This is a genomic window from Streptomyces wedmorensis (assembly GCF_000716445.1).
Taxonomy (GTDB): Bacteria; Actinomycetota; Actinomycetes; order Streptomycetales; family Streptomycetaceae; genus Streptomyces; species Streptomyces wedmorensis.
In genome coordinates this window covers 1-20,417 of record NZ_JNWK01000088.1, presented here as the reverse complement: position 1 = coordinate 20,417, position 20,417 = coordinate 1, and the positions used below count along the sequence as shown (strand labels likewise).

General features: G+C 74.6%; 15 protein-coding genes. 3 read left to right on the top strand and 12 right to left on the bottom strand.

The genetic code is table 11. The annotated features are described in order from the left end of the window. Window positions 1-95: 95 nt before the first annotated feature. The 6 genes from OO54_RS38650 to OO54_RS38625 all read right to left on the bottom strand — a co-directional run bounded on the left by OO54_RS38650 (window position 96) and on the right by OO54_RS38625 (window position 8,451). Window positions 96-998: a LysR family transcriptional regulator gene (locus tag OO54_RS38650; protein ID WP_033211890.1), complete on the bottom strand. Its 903-nt coding sequence runs from the start codon at window positions 996-998 to the stop codon at window positions 96-98. A 60-nt stretch (window positions 999-1,058) separates the two neighbouring features. Beyond that, window positions 1,059-2,258, bottom strand: a complete 1,200-nt coding sequence (locus tag OO54_RS38645) for a glycine C-acetyltransferase (RefSeq protein WP_033211889.1) — start codon at window positions 2,256-2,258, stop codon at window positions 1,059-1,061. 3 nt (window positions 2,259-2,261) lie between these two features. Beyond that, window positions 2,262-3,296, bottom strand: coding sequence for an L-threonine 3-dehydrogenase (gene tdh / locus OO54_RS38640; RefSeq protein WP_033211887.1), 1,035 nt, complete (start codon window positions 3,294-3,296; stop codon window positions 2,262-2,264). Window positions 3,297-3,464: 168 nt separating this feature from the next. Further along, the gene (locus OO54_RS38635) at window positions 3,465-5,033 is read right to left on the bottom strand and encodes a phytoene desaturase family protein (RefSeq protein ID WP_051787785.1); all 1,569 of its coding nucleotides are present in this window, start codon (window positions 5,031-5,033) and stop codon (window positions 3,465-3,467) included. Between the two features lie 67 nt (window positions 5,034-5,100). Beyond that, window positions 5,101-7,500, bottom strand: coding sequence for a serine/threonine-protein kinase (locus tag OO54_RS38630; RefSeq protein ID WP_033211885.1), 2,400 nt, complete (start codon window positions 7,498-7,500; stop codon window positions 5,101-5,103). 129 nt (window positions 7,501-7,629) lie between these two features. Then, window positions 7,630-8,451 carry an oxygenase MpaB family protein gene (locus OO54_RS38625; RefSeq protein ID WP_033211883.1) on the bottom strand — a complete coding sequence of 274 codons (822 nt, stop codon included), beginning with the start codon at window positions 8,449-8,451 and terminating at the stop codon, window positions 7,630-7,632. 200 nt (window positions 8,452-8,651) lie between these two features. Here OO54_RS38625 and ppnP point away from each other — a divergent pair, with 200 nt between their 5' ends. After that, window positions 8,652-8,933: a pyrimidine/purine nucleoside phosphorylase gene (gene ppnP / locus OO54_RS38620; protein WP_033211881.1), complete on the top strand. Its 282-nt coding sequence runs from the start codon at window positions 8,652-8,654 to the stop codon at window positions 8,931-8,933. Between the two features lie 9 nt (window positions 8,934-8,942). Here ppnP and OO54_RS38615 read toward each other — a convergent pair whose 3' ends face one another. The 4 genes from OO54_RS38615 to OO54_RS38600 form a co-directional block, all read right to left on the bottom strand. Next, the gene (locus OO54_RS38615) at window positions 8,943-10,133 is read right to left on the bottom strand and encodes an acyl-CoA dehydrogenase family protein (protein ID WP_033211879.1); all 1,191 of its coding nucleotides are present in this window, start codon (window positions 10,131-10,133) and stop codon (window positions 8,943-8,945) included. A 286-nt stretch (window positions 10,134-10,419) separates the two neighbouring features. Then, window positions 10,420-10,620, bottom strand: coding sequence for a hypothetical protein (locus tag OO54_RS38610; protein ID WP_033211877.1), 201 nt, complete (start codon window positions 10,618-10,620; stop codon window positions 10,420-10,422). 83 nt (window positions 10,621-10,703) lie between these two features. Continuing rightward, window positions 10,704-11,255: a hypothetical protein gene (locus OO54_RS42800; RefSeq protein ID WP_063738371.1), complete on the bottom strand. Its 552-nt coding sequence runs from the start codon at window positions 11,253-11,255 to the stop codon at window positions 10,704-10,706. Further along, window positions 11,248-14,874 carry an AfsR/SARP family transcriptional regulator gene (locus tag OO54_RS38600; protein ID WP_033211874.1) on the bottom strand — a complete coding sequence of 1,209 codons (3,627 nt, stop codon included), beginning with the start codon at window positions 14,872-14,874 and terminating at the stop codon, window positions 11,248-11,250. Before OO54_RS38600 ends, OO54_RS42800 begins: the two co-directional genes overlap by 8 nt. A gap of 247 nt (window positions 14,875-15,121) precedes the next feature. On the opposite strand from OO54_RS38600, the gene OO54_RS38595 reads away from it, so the two are divergent. Next, window positions 15,122-17,206 (top strand): SpoIIE family protein phosphatase, encoded by a 2,085-nt coding sequence (locus OO54_RS38595; RefSeq protein ID WP_033211872.1) that lies wholly within the window; start codon window positions 15,122-15,124, stop codon window positions 17,204-17,206. A gap of 18 nt (window positions 17,207-17,224) precedes the next feature. Continuing rightward, the gene (locus OO54_RS38590; protein ID WP_033211870.1) at window positions 17,225-18,250 is read left to right on the top strand and encodes a PHP domain-containing protein; all 1,026 of its coding nucleotides are present in this window, start codon (window positions 17,225-17,227) and stop codon (window positions 18,248-18,250) included. 45 nt (window positions 18,251-18,295) lie between these two features. On the opposite strand, the gene OO54_RS38585 is transcribed toward OO54_RS38590, so the two are convergent. Together OO54_RS38585 and OO54_RS38580 are read right to left on the bottom strand one after the other, a co-directional pair. Beyond that, window positions 18,296-19,693 carry an NADP-dependent succinic semialdehyde dehydrogenase gene (locus OO54_RS38585; protein WP_033211868.1) on the bottom strand — a complete coding sequence of 466 codons (1,398 nt, stop codon included), beginning with the start codon at window positions 19,691-19,693 and terminating at the stop codon, window positions 18,296-18,298. A 205-nt stretch (window positions 19,694-19,898) separates the two neighbouring features. Next, entirely contained in the window at window positions 19,899-20,318 is a 420-nt protein-coding gene (locus OO54_RS38580) for an SRPBCC family protein (RefSeq protein WP_033211866.1), read from the bottom strand. Window positions 20,319-20,417 lie beyond the last annotated feature (99 nt).

Genomic DNA, 20,417 nt, shown 5'->3' with positions numbered 1-20,417 from the left:
GGGCGCCCTCGTAGCGGAGCCACTGGGGCGTTTCGGCCGTGCGGCGAGCGTGCGTGCCGGGCGGGCCGGACCCGACGGGAATTTTCAGACAGGCCCTAGGAGCCGGCCGCGTCGCCGAGTGCCGCGAGGACGGGGCTGATCAAGGGGTGTTCCTCCGCGCCGCGCCGGACGGCGGCGAAGACGCGGCGGGTGGGTGCGACGCCGTCGACCGGGCGGACCTCCACACCGGTGAGCTCCATGCCTCGCAGGGCGGAGCGCGGCACCAGTGCCACGCCGGCGCCGGCCGCGGCGAGGGCGACGACGGCGCGGAAGTCGTCGGACGCGTGCTCCAGGCGCGGGGCGAACCCGGCGTACTCGCAGGCCAGGACGGTCACGTCGCGACAGGGGTTGCCGACAGACTGGCCGATCCAGGCGTCCTTGGCGAGGTCGCCGAGCGCGACCCGCTCGGCGGCCGCCAGCGGATGGCCGGGGGGCAGGACGGCGTCGAAGGGCTCGGCGTAGAGCGGGACGCGGGTGAGCCGGGCGTCGTCCTCGCCCGGGGCGCCCCGGTACTCGACCGCGACGGCCACGTCGACCTGCCGGTCGAGGACCATCATGAGGCTCTCGTCGCCCTCGGCGTCCCGCACCCGTACCCGGATGCCGGGGGCGGAGTCGGCCAGCGCACTGATGGCGGGGGCCACCACGAGGCCGATGCCGGTGGCGAACGCGGCGACGGTGACCGTACCGGCCTCGCCCGAACCGTAGGCGGCGAGTTCGGACTCGGCCTGCTCCAGCTGGGCGAGGACGGCGTTGGCGTGGCTCAGCAGGATCTCGCCGGCCGGGGTGAGGCGCGCGCCGCGGGCGCTGCGGTCCACCAGGCGGTGACCGGTCTCCTGCTCCAGGGCGGCGAGCTGCTGGGAGACCGCGGAGGGGGTGAGATAGAGCGCGGCGGCCGCCGCCGTGACCGTGCGGTGGTCGGCCACCGCACGGAGGATGTGCAACCGCCGCGCTTCGATCATGTTCCTAGTCTCGCAGTACCGGGGCCCTGCTCAGGCCGTCAGGGCCCCCGGCTTCCGCCGTCAGGCGGCGAGGGCGGCGCGGGCCTCGACGAAGGCGTCGACGGCCCGGTTCACGTCCTCGGTGGAGTGCGCGGCGGAGAGCTGCACGCGGATGCGGGCCTGGCCCTGCGGCACGACCGGGTACGAGAAGCCGATCACGTACACGCCGCGCTCCAGGAGCAGCTCGGCCATCCGGCCGGCGACGGCGGCGTCGCCGATCATGACGGGGGCGATGGCGTGGTCGCCGGGGAGGATGTCGAAGCCCTCCTCGGTCATGCGGGAGCGGAAGAGCGCCGTGTTGGCGTTGAGGCGCTCGCGCAGGTCGCCGGCGGACTCCAGGAGGTCGAGGACCTTGAGGGAGGCGGCGGCGATGACCGGGGCGAGGGTGTTCGAGAACAGGTACGGGCGCGAGCGCTGGCGCAGCAGGGCGACGATCTCGGCACGGGCCGCGACGTAGCCGCCGGAGGCGCCGCCGAGGGCCTTGCCGAGGGTGCCGGTGATGATGTCGACGCGGTCCATGACGTCGTGCAGTTCGGGGGTGCCGCGGCCGCCGGGGCCGACGAAGCCGACCGCGTGCGAGTCGTCGACCATGACCATGGCGTCGTAGCGCTCGGCCAGGTCGCAGATGTCGGCGAGCGGGGCGACGTACCCGTCCATGGAGAACACGCCGTCGGTGACGATCAGCTTGCGCCGGGCGCCGCCCTCGGTGGCCTCCTTGAGCCGGCGCTCCAGGTCCTCCATGTCGCGGTTGGCGTAGCGGAAGCGGCGGGCCTTGGACAGGCGGATGCCGTCGATGATCGACGCGTGGTTGAGGGCGTCGGAGATGACCGCGTCCTCGGCGCCGAGGATGGTCTCGAAGACGCCGCCGTTGGCGTCGAAGCAGGAGGAGTAGAGGATCGTGTCCTCCTGTCCGAGGAAGGCCGAGAGGCGCGCCTCCAGCTCCTTGTGCACCTCCTGCGTGCCGCAGATGAAGCGGACGGACGCCATGCCGTAGCCCCAGCGGTCGAGCGCCTCGTGGGCGGCGGCGACGATCTCGGGGTTGTCGGCGAGGCCGAGGTAGTTGTTGGCGCAGAAGTTCAGGACCTCGCCGGGACGGCCGCCCGAGGTGACGGCGACGGTGGCCGACTGGGGGGTGCCGATGACGCGCTCGGGCTTGTGGAGCCCGGCCTCGCGGATCTCTTCGAGGGTGGCACGGATGTCGTCGCGTACGGAATCGAACATGGGTCAGGCTCCCGCAGTCCAGTCGAGGATGATCTTGCCGCTCTTGCCGGAGGCCGCGTCGTCGAAGGCGGCCTCGAAGTCGGTGTACGCGTACCGGCCGGTGACGACGGGGGCGAGGTCGAGGCCCGCCTCCAGGAGCACCGACATGGCGTACCAGGTCTCGAACATCTCACGGCCGTAGATGCCCTTGACCGTGATCATGGACGTGACGATCTTCGCCCAGTCGACGGCGAAGTCCTCACTGGGCAGGCCCAGCATGGCGATCTTTCCGCCGTTGGTCATGTTGGCGACCATGTCGCGCATGGCGTGCGGGTTGCCCGACATCTCCAGGCCGACGTCGAAGCCCTCCTTGAGCCCGAGGGTGCGCTGGCCGTCGGCGATGGTCTGCTCGGCGACGTTGAGGGCGAGCGTGACGCCCGTCTTGCGCGCCAGGGCCAGACGCTCCTCGCTGACGTCGGTGATCACGACGTTGCGGGCGCCGGCGTGCTTGGCGACGGCGGCGGCCATGATGCCGATCGGGCCGGCACCGGTGACGAGGACGTCCTCGCCGACCAGCGGGAAGGAGAGCGCCGTGTGCACGGCGTTGCCGAACGGGTCGAAGATCGCGGCGACGTCGAGGTCGACGGGGACGCGGTGCACCCAGACGTTGGTGGCGGGCAGCGCCACGTACTCGGCGAAGGCGCCGTCACGGCCGACGCCGAGGCCGATGGTGGCGCGGCAGAGGTGGCGGCGGCCGGCCAGACAGTTGCGGCACTTGCCGCAGACCAGGTGGCCCTCGCCGCTGACCAGGTCGCCGACGGCGATGTCGGAGACGTCACGGCCGACGGAGACGACTTCGCCGACGAACTCGTGGCCGATCGTCAGCGGCGTGGCGATCGTCTTCTGCGCCCAGCCGTCCCAGGAGCGGATGTGCAGGTCGGTACCGCAGATACCGGTCCGCTTGACCTTGATGAGAACGTCCCCGGGGCCGGTCTCCGGCTCGGGCACGTCCGTGAGCCAGAGTCCCGGCTCCGCCTTCAGCTTGACCAGCGCCTTCAATGCAACGGCTCCCGACGTGCGTGTCCTGTGATGCGGGGGTGCGGGCACGACTGCGCGCCCATGATCCCTGGAAGAGAATCTTCCGTACGTCGCGCTCGCGGTCCATCGAGGATTTCTTAAGCGCGCTCGCAGATCAGCTTCACACCCCCGGTGGAAGGCCGCCACGCGTCAACTTCCGAGCACCGCCATCGCCGCGTTGTGGCCGGGGACACCGCTCACTCCGCCGCCCCGGACCGCGCCGGCCCCGCACAGCAGCAGGTTGGCGTGGCGGGTCTCGACGCCCCAGCGCCCGGTGCCGTCGGCCTCGTACGGGAACGAGAGGTCGCGGTGGAAGATGTGGCCGCCCGGCAGGCGCAGTTCGCGTTCGAGGTCGAGCGGGGTCTTCGCCTCGATGCAGGGCCGCCCCTCCGCGTCGAGGGCGAGGCAGTCGGCGATCGGCTCGTCGAGGTGGGCGTCGAGCTGGTCGAGGGTCGCCTTGAGGAGCGCGGCACGCGTGCCGTCGTTGTCGGCGCGGAAGAGCCGGGCCGGGGTGTGCAGGCCGAAGAGGGTGAGGGTCTGGTGGCCCCGGGCGGCGAGTCCGGGGCTCAGGATCGTCGGGTCCGTGAGGGAGTGGCAGTAGATCTCCGAGGGCGGGGCGGTGGGCAGCCGCCCGGCGGCCGCCTCGGCGTGCGCGGCGGCCAACTGGCCGTACCCCTCGGCGATGTGGAAGGTCCCGGCGAACGCCTCGCGCGGGTCGACGCCGCGGTCGCGCAGCCTCGGCAGCCGCGTCAGCAGCATGTTGACCTTGAGCTGGGCGCCTTCCGGCGCGGGCGGGGCCGTCTCGCCGAGCAGGGCCGCGAGTTCCTGCGGGGAGGCGTTGACCAGGACGTGTTCCGCCTCGACCGTGCCCTCGCCGTCGGCGGTGCGGTACGTGATCGCGGCGCGGCGCCCGTCGGTCTCGATCCGGGTCGCCTCGTGGCCGGTGACGATCCGGGCCCCGGCTTCGCGCGCGGCTCCGGCGAGGGCGTCGGTGAGCGCGCCCATGCCCCCGACGGGCACGTCCCAGTCGCCGGTGCCGCCGCCGATGACGTGGTAGAGGAAGCAGCGGTTCTGCGACAGGGCCGGGTCGTGGGCGTCGGCGAACGTGCCGATCAGGGCGTCGGTGAGGACGACTCCGCGCACCAGGTCGTCGGCGAAGTGCCGTTCCACGGCGACGCCGATGGGTTCCTCGAAGAGCATCCGCCAGGTCTCGGCGTCGTCGACACGGGTCCGCAGTGCCGCACGGGTCGGGAGGGGCTCGGTGAGGGTGGGGAAGATGCGGCGGGCGGCCCTGGCCGTACGGGCGTAGAACGCCTCCCAGGCCTCGTACTCCCGGTCGGAGCCGGTGAGCGCGGCGAAGGAGGCGCGCGTGCGGTCCGCCCCGCCTCCGACGAGGAGCCCGCCGTCGCCCTTCGGCGTGTACGAGGAGACGGACCGCTTCCGCACCGCGAACCGCAGCCCGAGCTCCCGCACGATCTTCTCCGGCAGCAGCGAGACCAGGTACGAGTACCGCGACAGCCGGGCGTCGACCCCGGCGAACGGCCGCGTCGACACGGCGGCCCCGCCGGTGGAGCCGAGCCGCTCCAGGACCAGGACGCTCTTCCCGGCACGGGCCAGATAGGCGGCCGCGACCAGGCCGTTGTGGCCCGCGCCGACGATCACGGCGTCGTACGAACGGGGTGCGGACGGGGCGCCGTGGAGTGCGTCGAGGGCGGTCATGGCTCATGCTCACACGGGCACGACGACCGGGGAAGAGCGCGCGGCGGGCGTGGCGGGTTTCGGCGGGTCAGGTCGGGGGTGGGGTGGCGGCTCGCAGGTGGAGGGCGGCGGCCTCGGCGTGGCGGCCGAGGCGCTCCAGGCAGTGGGCCTCGTCGTCGAGGGCGGCGAGGGTGTCGGGGTGGGCGGGGCCGAGGAGCCGGGTGCGAGCGGCTGCGACCGCGCGGTGCGAGTCCAGGGCCTCCTCCCAGCGGCCGAGCCGGCCCAGGGCGACGGCGGCCTCGCGGCGGCTGAGGAGGGTGTCCGGGTGCTCCTCGCCCAGGACCCGCGCCCGGTCGGCGTGCACGGTCTCGGATTCGGCGAGCGCCTCCGGCCAGCGGCCCAGCCGGCCGAGGTTGACGGCGAGGGCGTGGCGTACGCGCAGGGTCTCGGGGGCGTCGGCGCCCTGTGCGCGGGTACGGGCGGCGACGAGGTCGCGGCAGACGTCGAGGGCGTCCGCGGCCTGGCCGAGGCGACCGAGGCAGACCCCGGTCTCGTAGCGGGCGGCGAGGGTGTCGGGATGTTCGGGACCGAGCGCGGCGGCACGGGCGTCGGCCACCGCGCGGTACTCGGTGAGTGCCTCCTGCCCGCGCCCCATCCTCCCGAGGGTGTACGCCACTTCGTGCCGGGTCACCAGGGTGTCGGGGTGGCCCTCGCCGAGCAGCCGGGCGCGCGCCTCCGCGACCGCGTGCGCCGTGCGGTACGACTCCTCCAGGCGCCCCAGGCGGCCGAGGGTGAACGCCAGGTTGTGGCGGCAGCGCAGGGTGTCGGGGTGGTCCGGGCCCACGGTCCGCTCACGGGCCGCGAGCACCTCGGCGTACAGCTCGTACGCCTCGGTGTGCCGGCCGAGGCGGCCGAGCGCGTACGCCCGTTCCTGCCGCGCCGCCAGGGTGTCCGCGTGGTCCTCGCCGAGGACCCGGGCACGCGCCTCGGCGACCCGCCCGAAGACGCTCAGCGCCTCGGCCGGGCGGTCGAGCCGGGCCAGGGCGAACCCGACCTCGTAGGAGCTGGCCAGGGTGTCCGGATGGTCCTCGCCGAGGGCCCGCGAGCGGTCCTCGGCGACGGACCGGTGCACCGCCTCGGCCTCCCCCCAGCGGCCGAGCCGGCCGAGTCCCATCCCCGCCCGGTAGCGGCCGGCGAGCACCGCGACCAGCTCCGCCGAGGGGGCGGGGGCCGCGGCCTGCGCAGGGAGCGGAGCGGGCGTGGGTCCGACGGGCGTCCGCGGCGACGGGGGCGGCGCCTGCGTGGGCACGCCCGGCAGGTACGCGGGCCCGTCCGGCGCGTGGCCGCCGGTGGTCCACTCGGTGGTGAGCACGGCGGCGGCGGGGTCGTGGGCGGCGGGGCGCGGCGCGGCGCCGTCGCCTTCGGCCGCGGGCCGGTGTCCGCCGCCGATCCCCCGCGCCCACGCGGGCGCGGGACCGGGCGCGGAGCTGTAGCCGGGAGCGGGCGCGGGGCCGTAGCCGGGAGTGGGCCCGGGCGCGCCGGGACCGACGGGCGGTCGGCCCGGGACCGGGTACGGGGCCGTGTCGCCGGGCCACGGGCCGGGCGGAGGGGGCGTGGCACCGGGGTCGAGGACCGTCGACACGCGGCCCACGGCGATGCGGCGGCGCAGGTCGCCCGCGTGGGAGGGCCGCTCCTCGGGGACCTTGGCGAGCAGGTTGACGACGAGGTGGTCGAAGAAGGGCGGGAGCTCGGCGCGGAGGGCGCGCGGCGGGCGCGGCACGGTGTCCCGGTGGCCGATGAGGATGGCCCAGGAGTCGCCGAGGTCGAAGGGCGGGGCGCCGGTGGCCAGCTCGTACAGCACGCAACCGAGCGAGTAGAGGTCGCTGCGGTGGTCGACCTCGCTGCCGCCGATCTGCTCGGGGGACATGTAGTGGGGGGTGCCCATGGCGATGCCGGTCCCGGTGAGCTTCGAGGTGAAGCCCATGTCGGCGCCCAGGCGCGCTATCCCGAAGTCGCAGATCTTCACGGTGCCGTCCCGCAGCCGCATGATGTTGGCGGGCTTCAGGTCGCGGTGGACGATCCCCTGTCCGTGCGTGTAGGCGAGGGCGTCGGCGACCTGGTCGGCGATCTCGACGACGTCCTGGACGGGCAGCGGCTGCTGGGCGTTGGCCGCGAGGAGCTGGCTGAGGTTGCGGCCCTCCAGGAGCTCCATGACCAGGAAGAGGACGCCGTCGTACTCGCCGAAGTCGTGCACGACGGTGATGCCCCGGTGCTGGAGCGCCGCGGCCACCCGGGCCTCGCGCCGGAAGCGCTCGCGCACCACGGCGAGGACCTGCGGGTCCTGCTGCGGACCGAGCGGCTTGAGGCACTTCACGGCGACGCCGCGCCCGAGCGCCTCGTCGGTGGCGCGCCAGACCTCGCCCATGCCTCCGCGGCCGATCACCTCGTGCAGGCGGTACCGGCCCTGGATCAGTCTCGAGTCCCCCATCGTGTGCCGTCGCCCCCGTCGATTTCCGTACTGCCTGCTCGGCTCCTCCAGTATGGCCGCCGGGTCCGACAGTGAATACGGGGCGGGGTACGTGTCGGGACCGAGCCGCCCGTACGGGTCGGGCCTGGCCTACGGGCCGAGGCGCGCGTACGGATCGGGTCGGGTCTCCGGGCCGAGCCGTTCGACGGCGCGCAGGATCTGGCGGGGCGGCAGCCGCCAGCGCAGCCGGGCGGGGACGCGGCGCAGGAGGTTGGCCGTGGCGACCAGCCGGCGGGTGACGGTCTCGGCGGGCGGGGCGGGGCGGCCGTAGAGCGCGTGGGCGTAGGGGGGCAGGGTGTCGTAGGCGAGTGCGGTCACGCGCCGCCAGATCACCTCGCGCGCCGGGACCAGGGCGGGTTTCACTGGCGGGCGGCGGAGGAAGTCCTCGACGGTCCGGGCGTCCGGTCCGGCGGCCAGCCGGGGTCGTACGGCCTCGAAGTACGCGGCGAGTCGCGCGGTGGACGCGGGGACGGCGTCGGGGTCGAGACCGACGAGCCGGGCCGAGGTGCGGTGCTCGGCCACGTAACGGTCGGCCTGCGCGTCGGTGAGCGGGATGCCGGAGCGGCGCGCGACGGACAGGTACGAGTCGGTCTCGGCGCAGTGGACCCAGAGCAGCAGTTCGGGGTCGTCTACGCCGAGCAGCCGGTGGATCCGGCGGACCCGGGCGCCGGCCGCCTCCGCCGCCTCGGCGGCGCCGTAGCTGAGCGTGCCGACGAAGGTCGCCGTCCTCATCAGCCGCCCCCAGGGGTCTTCCCGGAAACTGCTGTTGATCATGACGCCCCGGACGGCGACGGGGTGCAGTGCCTGCAACCACAACGCCCTGACCCCGGCGATCCACATCACCGGGTCGGAGTGCAGCTGCCACGTCACGGAGCGGGGCCCGAAAAGCCCTGGATCACCGTCCTGCCTCATGGAGTTCAGGCTACGCCGCGCCCCGTCCACCGGGCAGGGGTCGTCCGCCTCCCCTGGCGGGCCGGTGCACGGATCGCGGGGCTGTCCGAGGCGTGGTCAGCACGGCCGACGCGAACCCCCGTCGGTAAAGTCGACTTTCCTGTGGCCGGCCAGCGACGTCCTGCCCACTCCCCCTTCCCCCGCTTCCCCAGAGGATGCCCATGTTCACGGTCAACGAGTACTTCGACGGCACGGTCAAGTCGATCGCCTTCACCCAGGAGCAGGGCCCGGCCACCATCGGCGTCATGGCCCCCGGTTCCTACGAGTTCGGCACCGCGGCCCCGGAGACCATGCACGTGGTCAGCGGCGCCCTCACCGTCAGGCTGCCCGACGCCGCGGACTGGCAGACCTTCGGCGCCGGCACCCGCTTCGAGGTCCCCGGCGACAGCAAGTTCCAGATCGAGGTCGAGGTCGACACCGCGTACCTCTGCGAGTACCGCTGACCTTGACGCCTACCGGCGGACCCGGGGCATGCCGAGGCCGATCCAGGAGATGATCTCGCGCTGGATCTCGTTGTTGCCCCCGCCGAAGGTGAAGATGACGGCGGAGCGGTAGCCGCGTTCGAGTTCGCCGTGGAGGACGGCGCCGGCGGAGCCCTCCTTGAGGGCTCCGGCGGCGGCGACGACCTCCATGAGGGCGGCGTAGGCGTCGCGGCGGGCCTCGGAGCCGTAGACCTTGACGGCGGAGGCGTCCTGAGGGGTGAGGGTGCCCTGCTGGACGGCGTTGACCATCTGCCAGTTGAGGAGCTTCATCGCGTCGAGGCGGGTGTGGGTCCGGGCGAGGGTGCGGCGGACCCAGGGGAGGTCGATGACGCGGCGGCCGTCGGTGAGGAGGGTCGCGGCGGCCCAGCGCTGCACGTCGTGGAGGGCGCGGATCGCCATGGTGCCGTGGGCGGCGAGGGTGACGCGCTCGTGGTTGAGCTGGTTGGTGATGAGGCGCCAGCCCTTGTTCTCCTCGCCGACGCGGCGGGACGCGGGGACCCGGACGTCGTCGTAGTAGCTGGCCGTGGTGTCGTGCGAGGCGAGGGTGTTGATGAGGGTGCAGGAGTAACCGGGGTCGTCGGTCGGGACGAGGAGCATGGTGATGCCCTTGTGGGGCGGGGCGTCGGGGTCGGTGCGGACCGCGAGCCAGACCCAGTCGGCGGTGTCGCCGTTGGTGGTCCAGATCTTCTGGCCGTTGACGGTGTAGTGGCCGGTGGTCTCGTCGCCGTCCCGTACCGCGCGGGTCTTGAGGGCGGCGAGGTCGGTGCCCGCGTCGGGTTCGCTGTAGCCGATGGCGAAGTCGATCTCGCCGGAGAGGATCCGGGGCAGGAAGTACGCCTTCTGCTCGTCGGTGCCGTACCGCATGATCGTCGGCCCGACCGTGTTCAGGGCCATGAGCGGCAGCGGCACGCCCGCCTGTGCCGCTTCGTCGAAGAAGATGAACTGTTCCATCGGGGTCAGCCCGCGGCCCCCGTACTCGGTCGGCCAGCCCACTCCGAGCCAGCCGTCGCCGCCGAGCCGGCGCACGGTCTCGCGGTAGAAGCGCTTCTGCGCGGCCGGGTCCTCGTAGCGGGTGTGGAAGTCGTCCGGGACCAGTTCGGCGAAGTACGCGCGGAGTTCGGCGCGCAGACGGTTCTGCTCGGGCGTGTACTCGAGGTGCATGGGGGCCTCCCGTGGCGGCGTCCTGCGGCGGCGCCCTGCGCCGTCCTCGGTGCGCCGCGCGCCTGGGCGTGGTGCGACGCGCGACGGCCGCCACGGTAGAACGTGTTCCATAAATGTGGAACCCTCCGGACGGCGGCAGCCGTCGTCCGGAAGCCTCGGGACGGCGGCAGCCGTCGTACACCCTTGCCGGAAACGCCCTCGGTCCCGGATCGGGGCGACCGATCCGGGACCGAGGGCGATCACGGAATCACGGGAATCGTGGACAGGCCGGGCCTGTGGCGCGGGCCTAGGGCAGGAGCTCGTCCATCGAGGCGCGCCCCTTCTCCGCCATGCGGCGTTCCGCCCAGGCCAGGCTCTTCGGATTCACGTCACGGCCGGAGGCGAGGACGATGTCCTCCGCCGTGAACTCACCCTCCGACCCGGCGTGCAGCAGCCGGTCGGGCGTCGGGAAGTCCCCCAGGGACGTCTTGTCGGGCTCTGCGTTCATGCCGCCTCCTACGTTTCTTCCGGCACTGGCCATTGTCGTGTCCGGCCACCGTGACCGCATCCGGGGCGGCCCCCCGAGGAGCGTCACGACGGCGGCACGGACCGCACGGACTCCGTCGTACGGGTGAGCAGGGCCGCGTCCGGGACGATGGCGTCGCGGACCGCCTCCTCCCAGACGTCGAGGCCCGCACGCAGGAGCCCCCACGCGGCGGCGGCCTCCTCGTCCGACCGGACTCCCCCGTCGGCGGCGTCGAAGAACCGGTCGTAGGCGGCGTCGTGCACCGCGCCCTGGGCGGGAAGGGCCGTGGTGGTGTCCACGCTGCGCGCGAGGTCCTCGAAGAAGTTCCAGGCGTCCAGGAGCAGCCCCGTCGGGACCGTGCGCGCACGCGGGTCCCGGGCGGCCTCCTCGATCGACTCCCGGACCGCTTCGAGGTCCAGCACCGACTCCGCGTCCGCCACGAGGTCCCACCCCTTGCGTTCGCAGTGGCCCTGGAGGGCCTCGGCCTCGTGAAAGGCGAGGAGCCTTCGGCCGTCGTCGACGGCCGGCGTGTCGTGGTCGTTCCCCTCACCGAGCCGCCAGATCAGGTGGAGGTCGCCCCTGCGGGTGGCGACGCGGAATGCGTAGTGGTCAGGCATGCGGGATCTCCCCCGGATTCCGGACGAGGTCGGCGGCGGCCGCGAGAGGCAGCGCACCGCCCTGCGTGTGAAGGCGGGTGTACGTCTCCGGGGCGAGGGCCGCGCGGAGCGTCTCCTCGGCGCGGGCGCGGATCGCGGTCTCCGTCCGGGCGGTGAAGGGGCGGAACCCGCCGCCGCCGTGGGAGCCGTCGTGGCTGTCGTACGCGCCGAGCAGCCGTGCACCGGCCTCGGCGTCGCCGGGCCCGCCGCGTCCGCCCAGGGCCCAGGCGGCCGTCGCGCACTGGGCGACGAGCAGGTAGGGGGCGACGAGACGGGCGAGGGGCTCGACGTCCTCGACGGCGCGGGCCAGCCGCGTCACGGCCGCGTCGTACGCGCCGTCGAGGCAGTCGAGCCAGGCCCGCACGCCGCCCACGAGGCCCCAGAAGAGCGCGGGGGTGACCTCACCGAACTCTCCCTCGACGAGGTCGAGCTGGGCGCGGGCCAGCGGGACGCGGCCGGTGTGGGCGTAGTGCTGGGCGAGCAGCAGCCGCCCCGTGCCGGCGGCCTCGGCGCCCCACTGCCCCGCTTCCTCGGCCGCCTCGACGAGGAGCCGCTCGGCCGCCGCGTCGCCCTCGGGACGGAGCCGGAGCCGTACGGCCGCGAGGCGCGCCGTGATGACGGGCACCTGGGAGCGGGCGCCGACGCGCGCGGCTGCCCGGGCGGCGCGCTCGAAGTCGGCGGCCGCCTCGGGGAGCCGCCCGGCGCGTTCGTAGGCCTCGCCCCGGGCCGACAGGGATTCGGCGGTGCCCCAGGAGTCCCCGGCGGCCTCGAACAGGGCGAGGGCCTCGGCGGCGTCGTCGGGACCGTGGCCCAGGAGTTTGGCCCGCATCAGGAGGGCGAAGCCCAGCTCCCAGCCGGTGCCGTGGTCGCGGCAGTCGGCGACGGTGAGCGCCAGCGTCTCGTCGAGCGTGCGCAGCTCGCCGGTCATGAGGCGGGCGAAGTACCACATCGTCGCCGGCTGGCGGCAGGTCTGCGGCAGACCGGGACGGTACGCGGAGACGAGCGCCGCGAGCCGGGCGTGCGTCCCCGGCCGTTCGAGTGCGGTGGCGCCCTCGCCTCCCTCGGTCGCCAGCGCGTACATCTGCCCGCCGCGCCGCGCCTCCCACAGCCGCTCGCCGGTCCACGGCGGCGGCACGTCCACGCACCGGCCGTCGAACGGCCCGGCCGCACGGACGGGCTCGCGGAACGGGTCCGGGCCCAGCCGGGCCGCCTCCACGGCCCAGGTCCGGGCGTCGACCGTGTGGTTCCGCAGCTGCCAGAACCAGCCGAGGCAGTGCACCAGGCAGAGCGCCTCCTGCTCGTCCCCGCGCCGCACCGCCGTCCGCAGCGCGCCCCGCAGGTTGTCGTGCTCGCGCTCGAAGCGGGCGATCGCCTCGACCTGACCCGCACCGCGCAGTTCCGGGTCGGTACGGCGGGCCAGCTCGCGGTAGTACGTGAGGTGGCGGTGCTCGGTCACAGCCCGCTCCCCCGCCTCGTCGAGCCGCCCCCCGGCGTACTCCGCGACGGTCTCCAGGAGCCGGTACCGCATGCCGGCCTCACCCGGCACGGCGACCACGAGCGACTTGTCGACCAGCGCGCCGAGCACGTGCAGGACGTCGGCGGGGGCGGCCGCGCGGTGGACGGCGGCGGGTGCCTCCCCGTCGGCGGTGGGGGCCGCACGGTGGCCACCGCCGACGGCCCCGTCAGAGGTGACTGCCGCGCCGTGGACACCGCCGGGGATCTCCCCGCCGGAAGTGGCGGCCGCGCCGTGGACGCCACCAGGGGCCCCGTCGGCGGGGAGGTCCCCGGCCGCGCCGTGGAAACCGCCGGGGTCCCCGTCGGCGCACACCGTTTCGGCCGCCGCCGGATCGCACCCGCCCGTGAACACCGACAGCCGCCGCAGGACCGCGCGCTCCACGTCGTCGAGGAGGTCCCACGACCAGTCCACCACCGCCCGCAGCGTCTGCTGGCGCGGCAGCAGGGTCCGCGCGCCCGAGGTGAGCAGCCGGAACCGGTCGTCGAGCCGGTCCGCGATCTGGCGCAGGGTCAGCATCCGCAGCCGGGCCGCGGCCAGTTCGATCGCCAGCGGCAGCCCGTCGAGGCGGCGGCAGACCTCCTGCGCGGCCTTCGTGTCCTCCTCCACGGCGAACCCCGGGCGCGCCGCCGCGCCCCGCTCGCCGAGCAGTCGCAGCGCCGCATCCGCCGGCAGCGGCCCCAGCGGGTGCACCGCCTCGCCGGGCACGCCCAGCGGTTCCCGGCTCGTCGCGAGGACGGTCACACCGGGGCACCGGGTGAGCAGCGCCTGGGTGAGGTCCGCCGCCACGTCGACCACGTGCTCGCAGTTGTCGAGGACGAGCAGCATCCGGCGTCCCGCGCAGTGCTCCACGAGGGAGGCGTACGGGTCCGCCGCGTCGGGCTCGGCGACGGCGGGGCGGTGCCAGAGCTGGGTGTCGCGGGCGCCGAGCGCGGTGAGAACGGCAGCGGCGACCGTGGACCCGTCGCGGACGGACGCGAGTTCGGCCAGGTGGACCCGGCCCTCGTAGGTCTCGGCCGCCTCCAGGGCCAGCCGCGTCTTCCCCACTCCTCCCGGCCCGGTGAGGGTGAGCAACCGCCGCCGGTCCCACGCGCCCGCGAGGACGTCCAGTTCCTCGTCACGGCCGATGAAGGACGTCAGCCGCGCCGGGAGGACGGGTACGCCCGCGTACCCGGGGGTCCGTGCCCGCACGTGCGGGCCGGGCCCGTCGGCCGCCCGCGCGCCGGGCGACGCAGCCACGCGCGAACCGGGCCGCGCCGCCGGTTGCGAGCCGGACCCCGCCGCCGCGTGCCCACCCGAGGGCGCCGCCGACCCGGGCGCGTCCGCCGTGAGGAGTTCGGCGTGCAGGGAGCGCAGCTCGGGGCCGGGGTCCGTGCCCAGGCGGTCCGCGAGGGTCGCGCGTACCTCCTCGTAGGCCTCCAGGGCCTCGGCGGGGCGGCCGGCCTCGCGCAGGGCGCGGATCCGGAGGGCCTGGAGGGGCTCGTCGAGCGGTTCGCCGGCGGCGAGGGCGGCGAGCGGGGCGAGGGCGGTGGCGGCCCGCCCGAGGGCGAGGTCGGCGGCGAGGCGGTCCCGGCGCGCCTGTGCGTGGCGTCGGGTGACCCGTACGGCCAGGGGGTCGGTGTCCCGGCCGGGCAGGTCCGCGAGGGCGGGCCCCTGCCACAGGTCCAGCGCCTCGTCGAGGAGCGCGGCCGCCCGCTCGGGGTGCCGGTCGGCGAGGGCGGCGGCTCCCTCGGCGGCCAGCCGTTCGAACCGGTGGAGGTCGACGGCGTCCGGACCGCCGGCGAGCCGGTAGCCACCGCCGGGCGTCGAGACGACGGCCTCCCTGCCGAGGGCCTTGCGCAGGCGCCCGACGAGGGCCTGGAGCGCCGCCGTACGGTCCTGTCCGTCGGCCGTGTCGCCGTCGGTCCACACCTGGTCGATCAGCGCGCCGGGAACCACCGCCCGCCCGCCCGCCGCGGCAAGCGCGGTGAACAGCGCCCGGAGCCTGGCACCGCCCAGGACGGCCTCCTTCCCGTCGTCGGTACGGAGGGCCTGGCACGGACCGAGAACGCGGTAGGGCGGCTGCACCGGCTCATTCTGCCCCGGCGGGGGCCGGAGGATCACGGGGTTTCCGGGCGTCCGGGCCGGGCGCGGGTCCACCACGGCGGGGTCGCCGCGCGCCTCGGCCCGGCCCGGGTCCGGCGCACGGGGTTCCCGGGCGCCCGGGAACCGGCTCGTCGCCCGCGCGCCCGGATCCGGCTCGGGTCCGGCGAACTCGCGCCACGCCGTGTCACCGCCATGGCGTCGACGGGGTGCGGGTTCGACAATGAGGGGGATGACCGATGACGACCGGCATGCGCGCAATGGCGAGATCGGGCCCGCCGAGTGGCTCGCCATGAACCGGACCGGCAGCTTCGACTGGGATCTCGACACGGGCACCATCGATGTCGACGAGTCGGGGCTGCTGGTCTTCGGGCTGGCCCCGGCGGACCACGACGGGCGGCCCGTCTCGCTCGTCGCGCGCCTGGCTCCCGAGGAGCGGTCGCGGCTGGAGGAGGTCGTGCGGAAGGCCGTCAGGAGCGGCGCGGTCTCGTACACGGCGCACTTCCCGATCCCGCAGGCCGACGGGTCACCCCACTGGACGCACGTACAGGCGCGGATCCTGCGGTCCCCTGACGGGCGGGCGCGGCGGATCGTGGGCATCGTGCGGGACACGACCGCCGAGGTCACGAACTTCGCCTTCGTCCAGGAGCTGGAGAAGCGGCGCGAGGTCCAGACGAGCATCGTCGAGCGCACGACGAACGCGCTGTCGCGGGCGGTGACGGTGGACGACGTCACGGCCGCCCTGACGGGTCCCGGCGGGCTGGCGCGGCTCGGCGCGGACGGGCTCGCACTCGGGCTCGTCGAGAACGGTTCCCTCAACGTCATCGCGCTCAGCGGCGACTCGCTGGACGTGCTGAACGACTTCCGCACCCGGCGGCTCGACCGGGGGCTGCCCTTGGCCGAGGCGGTGCTGAGCGGGCGGCCCCGGTTCGTCCCCTCGTTCCCGACGCTCGGGCGGGACTTCCCGGAGCTCGCCCCGTACGTGGAGCGGCTCCCGTTCCGGGCCGCGTGCTACCTGCCGCTGGTGGCGCAGGCCCGTTCGCTCGGTGGCATGGCGCTCTTCTACCGGGGGCGCACCGCGTTCAACCCGGACGAACGCAACCTGGCACTGGGGCTCGCGGCGATCGTCGCCCAGTCGCTCCAGCGGGCGATCCTCTTCGACGAGGAGCGGGAGCTCGCGACCGGGCTCCAGTCGACGATGCTGCCGCGGCGGATCCCGCAGATCACCGGCGGCGAGATCGCGGTGCGGTACCACGCGGCGTGGAGCGGCCGGCAGGTCGGCGGCGACTGGTACGACGTGATCGCGCTGCCCCGCGGCCGGGTCGGCATCGTCGTGGGCGACGTCCAGGGCCACGACACGCACGCCGCCGCCATCATGGGGCAGCTGCGGATCGCCCTGCGCGCGTACGCGGGCGAGGGCCACGCCCCGTCGACGGTGCTCGCCCGCGCCTCCCGGTTTCTCGCCGATCTCGACACCGACCGCTTCGCGACGTGCACGTACGCGCAGGTCGACCTGGCGAGCGGCACCCTGCGTGCCGTACGGGCCGGGCACCTCGGTCCGATGATCCGGCACACCGACGGCCGGGTCGGGCAGCCCAAGCTGCGGGGCGGCCTGCCGCTGGGCCTGGCGACGGTGTTCGGGGACGAGGAGTTCCCGGAGACCCGGCTCGACCTGGTTCCCGGGGAGACGCTGGTGCTCTGCACGGACGGGCTCGTCGAACAGCCCGACTCCGACATCGACGCGGGTCTGGCCGCGCTCTCGGAGGCGATCAGCAGCGGCCCGCCGCAGGCGGAGGCCCTCGCCGACCACCTCTCCGAGCGGCTCTGGGAACGCTGGGGCTCGGGCGACGACGTGGCGCTCCTGGTGCTGCGGCGCAGCCCGGACCCCGGCACGCCCCGGGCACCGCGCATCCACCAGTACATCCACCAGGCCGATCCGCAGGGCCTCTCGGACGCGCGGGCGGCGGTCGGGCAGGCGCTCAGCGACTGGGGCATGCCGGAGCTGTCCGACGACGCCGAGCTGCTGACGGGCGAACTCCTCGTCAACGTGCTGCTGCACACCGAGGGCGGCGCGGTGCTGACCCTCGAGGTGCTGCCCGAGCCGGTGCGGCGGGTACGGCTCTCGGTGCAGGACCGGTCGAGCGCCTGGCCCCGCCGGCGTACTCCCGGGGAGGCCGCCACCTCGGGGCGCGGACTGCTCCTCCTCGACGCGCTCGCCTCCCGGTGGGGGGTCGAGCCGCGGGGCGAGGGCAAGGCCGTGTGGTGCGAGATCGGTCCGGCGACGGTGCCGGCCGACGTCACGGCGAACGGCACCTGAGGACTGCGGAGGGACGTCATGGACCCTGTGGCCGCGCTGAACCGGATCGCGTTCCTCCTGGAGCGCGCCCAGGCCCCCGGGTACCGGGCGAAGGCCTTCCGGACGGCCTCCGCCGCACTCGCCGCGCTGCCCGAGGGCGAGGCGGCCCGGCGCGCCGCCGCGGGCACCTTGGAGGGTGTGAAGGGCCTCGGGCCGAAGACCGCGGCGGTGGTCCGCGAGGCCCTGGCCGGTCAGGTGCCGGAGTACCTGGCGGGGCTGGAGCGGGAACTCGAGGAGTCGCTCGCGTCCGGCGGCACGGGGAGCGGCGGCGAGGCGCTCCGGGCGGCCCTGCGCGGCGACTGCCACCTGCACTCGGACTGGTCCGACGGCGGCGCCACGATCGAGGACATGGGGCGTGCGGCGGCGGCGCTCGGGCACGAGTGGGCGGTCCTCACCGACCACTCGCCCCGGCTGACGGTGGCGCGGGGCCTGTCCCCGGAGCGGCTGCGGGAGCAGCTGGACATGGTGGCGCGGCTGAACGAGGAGTGGGCGCCGTTCCGTCTGCTGACCGGGATCGAGTGCGACATCCTGGACGACGGTTCCCTCGACCAGGAGCGGGAGTTGCTCGCCCGCCTGGACCTGGTGGTCGGTTCGGTGCACTCGAAGCTCCGGATGGACGCGCGCGCGATGACCCGCCGCCTGGAGCGCGCGGTGCGCGATCCGCTGATGCACGTCCTCGGGCACTGCACGGGGCGGCTCGTGGCCGGCGGGCGGCTGCGGCCCGAGTCGGCGTTCGACGCCGAGCGGGTCTTCGCCGCGTGCGCCGAGTCGGGAACCGCCGTGGAGATCAACAGCCGCCCCGAGCGTCTCGATCCGCCCCGCCGGCTCCTGCGCCTCGCGGTGGACGCGGGTGCCTGCTTCGCCGTGGACACCGACGCGCACGCGCCCGGTCAGCTGGAGTGGCAGATCCTGGGGTGCGCCCGGGCCGAGGAGTGCGGGGTGCCGCAGGATCGGGTGATCAACACCTGGTCGGCGGACCGGCTGTCGGAGTGGACGCGGTGCTGACGCCCGGCGCGGCCGGGGTCCTGTCGGCAGGCCCGGGGGTGTGCGTCAGGCGCGCTGCCAGACGGTCGTCGCGTTGCAGAACTCGCGGATGCCGTGGCCGGAGAGTTCCCTGCCGTACCCGGAGCGCTTGATGCCGCCGAAGGGGAGGGCCGGGTGCGAGGCCGTCATGCCGTTGACGAAGACGCCGCCGGCCTCCAGGTCTCGGACGAAGAAGGCGATGTCCTCCGGGGAGCGGGTCCACACGTTGGAGCTGAGGCCGAACGGGGAGTCGTTGGCGACGGCCACCGCCTCGTCGACGTCGCGGACCGGGTAGACCGTGGCGACCGGGCCGAAGGCCTCCTCGTGGTGGATCCGCATCTCGGGGGTGATGCCGGTGAGGACGGTGGGCCGGTAGTACCAGCCGCGTCCGAGCGCCGGGTCCTCGGGCCGGTGGCCGCCGCAGAGGGCGGTGGCGCCGCGGCGTACGGCGTCGTCGACGAGCTCCTCCACGTCGGTCCTGCCCTGTTCGGTGGCGAGGGGGCCGACGTCGGTGGACTCGTCGAGCGGGTCGCCGACGGTGAGGGCGTTCATGGCGGCGGTGAAGCGCTCGGAGAAGTCGTCGTAGACGTCCTGGTGGACGATGAAGCGTTTGGCGGCGATGCACGACTGGCCGTTGTTCTGCACGCGCGCGGTGACGGCCGTCTTCACGGCCCGGACGATGTCGGCGGAGGGCATGACGATGAACGCGTCGCTGCCGCCCAGTTCCAGGACGGTCTTCTTCACCTCGTCGCCCGCGACGGCGGCGACGGCCCGCCCCGCCGGTTCGCTGCCCGTGAGGGTGGCCGCCACGACCCTGCGGTCCCGCAGGACGGCCTCCACGTCGCGGGATCCGATCAGGAGGGCCTGGAAGCAGCCCTCGGGGAATCCGGCACGGCGGAAGAGGTCGCCGAGGTACAGCGCGGTCCTCGGCACGTTCGAGGCGTGCTTGAGGAGGCCGGTGTTGCCCGCCATGAGGGCGGGCGCGGCGAAGCGGATCACCTGCCAGAGCGGGAAGTTCCACGGCATGACCGCGAGGATCGGGCCGAGCGGCCGGTAGTGGACGCGGGCGAGGTCGGCGCCGGAGTCCTGGACGTCGCTCTCGGCGGGGTGCTCGTCGGCGAGCAGTTCCTCCGCGTTGGCCGCGTACCAGCGCATGGCCTTGGCGCACTTGCCGACCTCCGCCCGGGCCGCGGCGATCGGCTTGCCCATCTCCAGCGTCATGATGCGGGCGATGTCCTCGGTGTCCTCGTCGAGGAGCGTCGCCGCGGCGCGCATCAGCCGGGCGCGCTCGGCGAACGACGTGGTGCGGTACTGGCGGTACGCCTCGTGCGCGGCGGCGATCCGCCGCTCGACCTCCTCGGGCCCGTGGGCCTCGTAGGTGCGCAGCGTCTCGCCGGTCGCGGGGTTCACGGTGGCGATGCCCATGACGTGCCTCCTCGTGCCATCGGCCCCCTCTGCAACCATCCGCCATGAGCGGCCCCGCGCAACAGGGGCGGGGCGGTGGGGTGACACCGGCCGGCGTGACGCGATCGTCCCGGGCCCGTCCCCGCCGCCCCGCGGCCCGGGTACGCGGGAGGTACCCGGTCCGGCGGCGTACCCGGTCCGGTGGTCGGCACGGCACTGGGCGGAGTCAGGCCGAGAGGGCCTGGTGGAGGGCTTCGAGACCGTCGCGGTAGATCCCGGCGAAGAGGTCCTCGGCCTCGGCGTCGGTCACGTCGTCCGGGTCGAAGCGTCCGGACCACTGGACCTCGGCGAGGTCGTCACGGCCGGGCACGGTGTGCACGCGGAGGGTGGAGACGTAACCGGCGACGGGGAACGGCGCCTGGAGGATGGCGTAGCTGTAGTGCCGTTCGGCCTCGCTGAAGTCCACGAGGCGCTCGATGATCACGTCGCCGTCGGGGTTCACCAGGCGGCGGACCCGGCCGCCTTCGAGCGCGGTGCTCTCGGGGATGTACGGCAGCCAGTCGGGGAGGGAGTCGAAGCCGCCGACGAGGTCCCAGACCTTCTGGGGCGAGGCGGGCACGACGCGGCTGACGGAGGTCGAGGCCATGATCGTTTCTCCTGGTGATGCTGAGGTGCGGAGGGGCGTGTGTGGGGCAGGGGGGGCGGAGGTGCCATCCTCCGGGCCCCGGGGGGCGGGGCCAGGGCC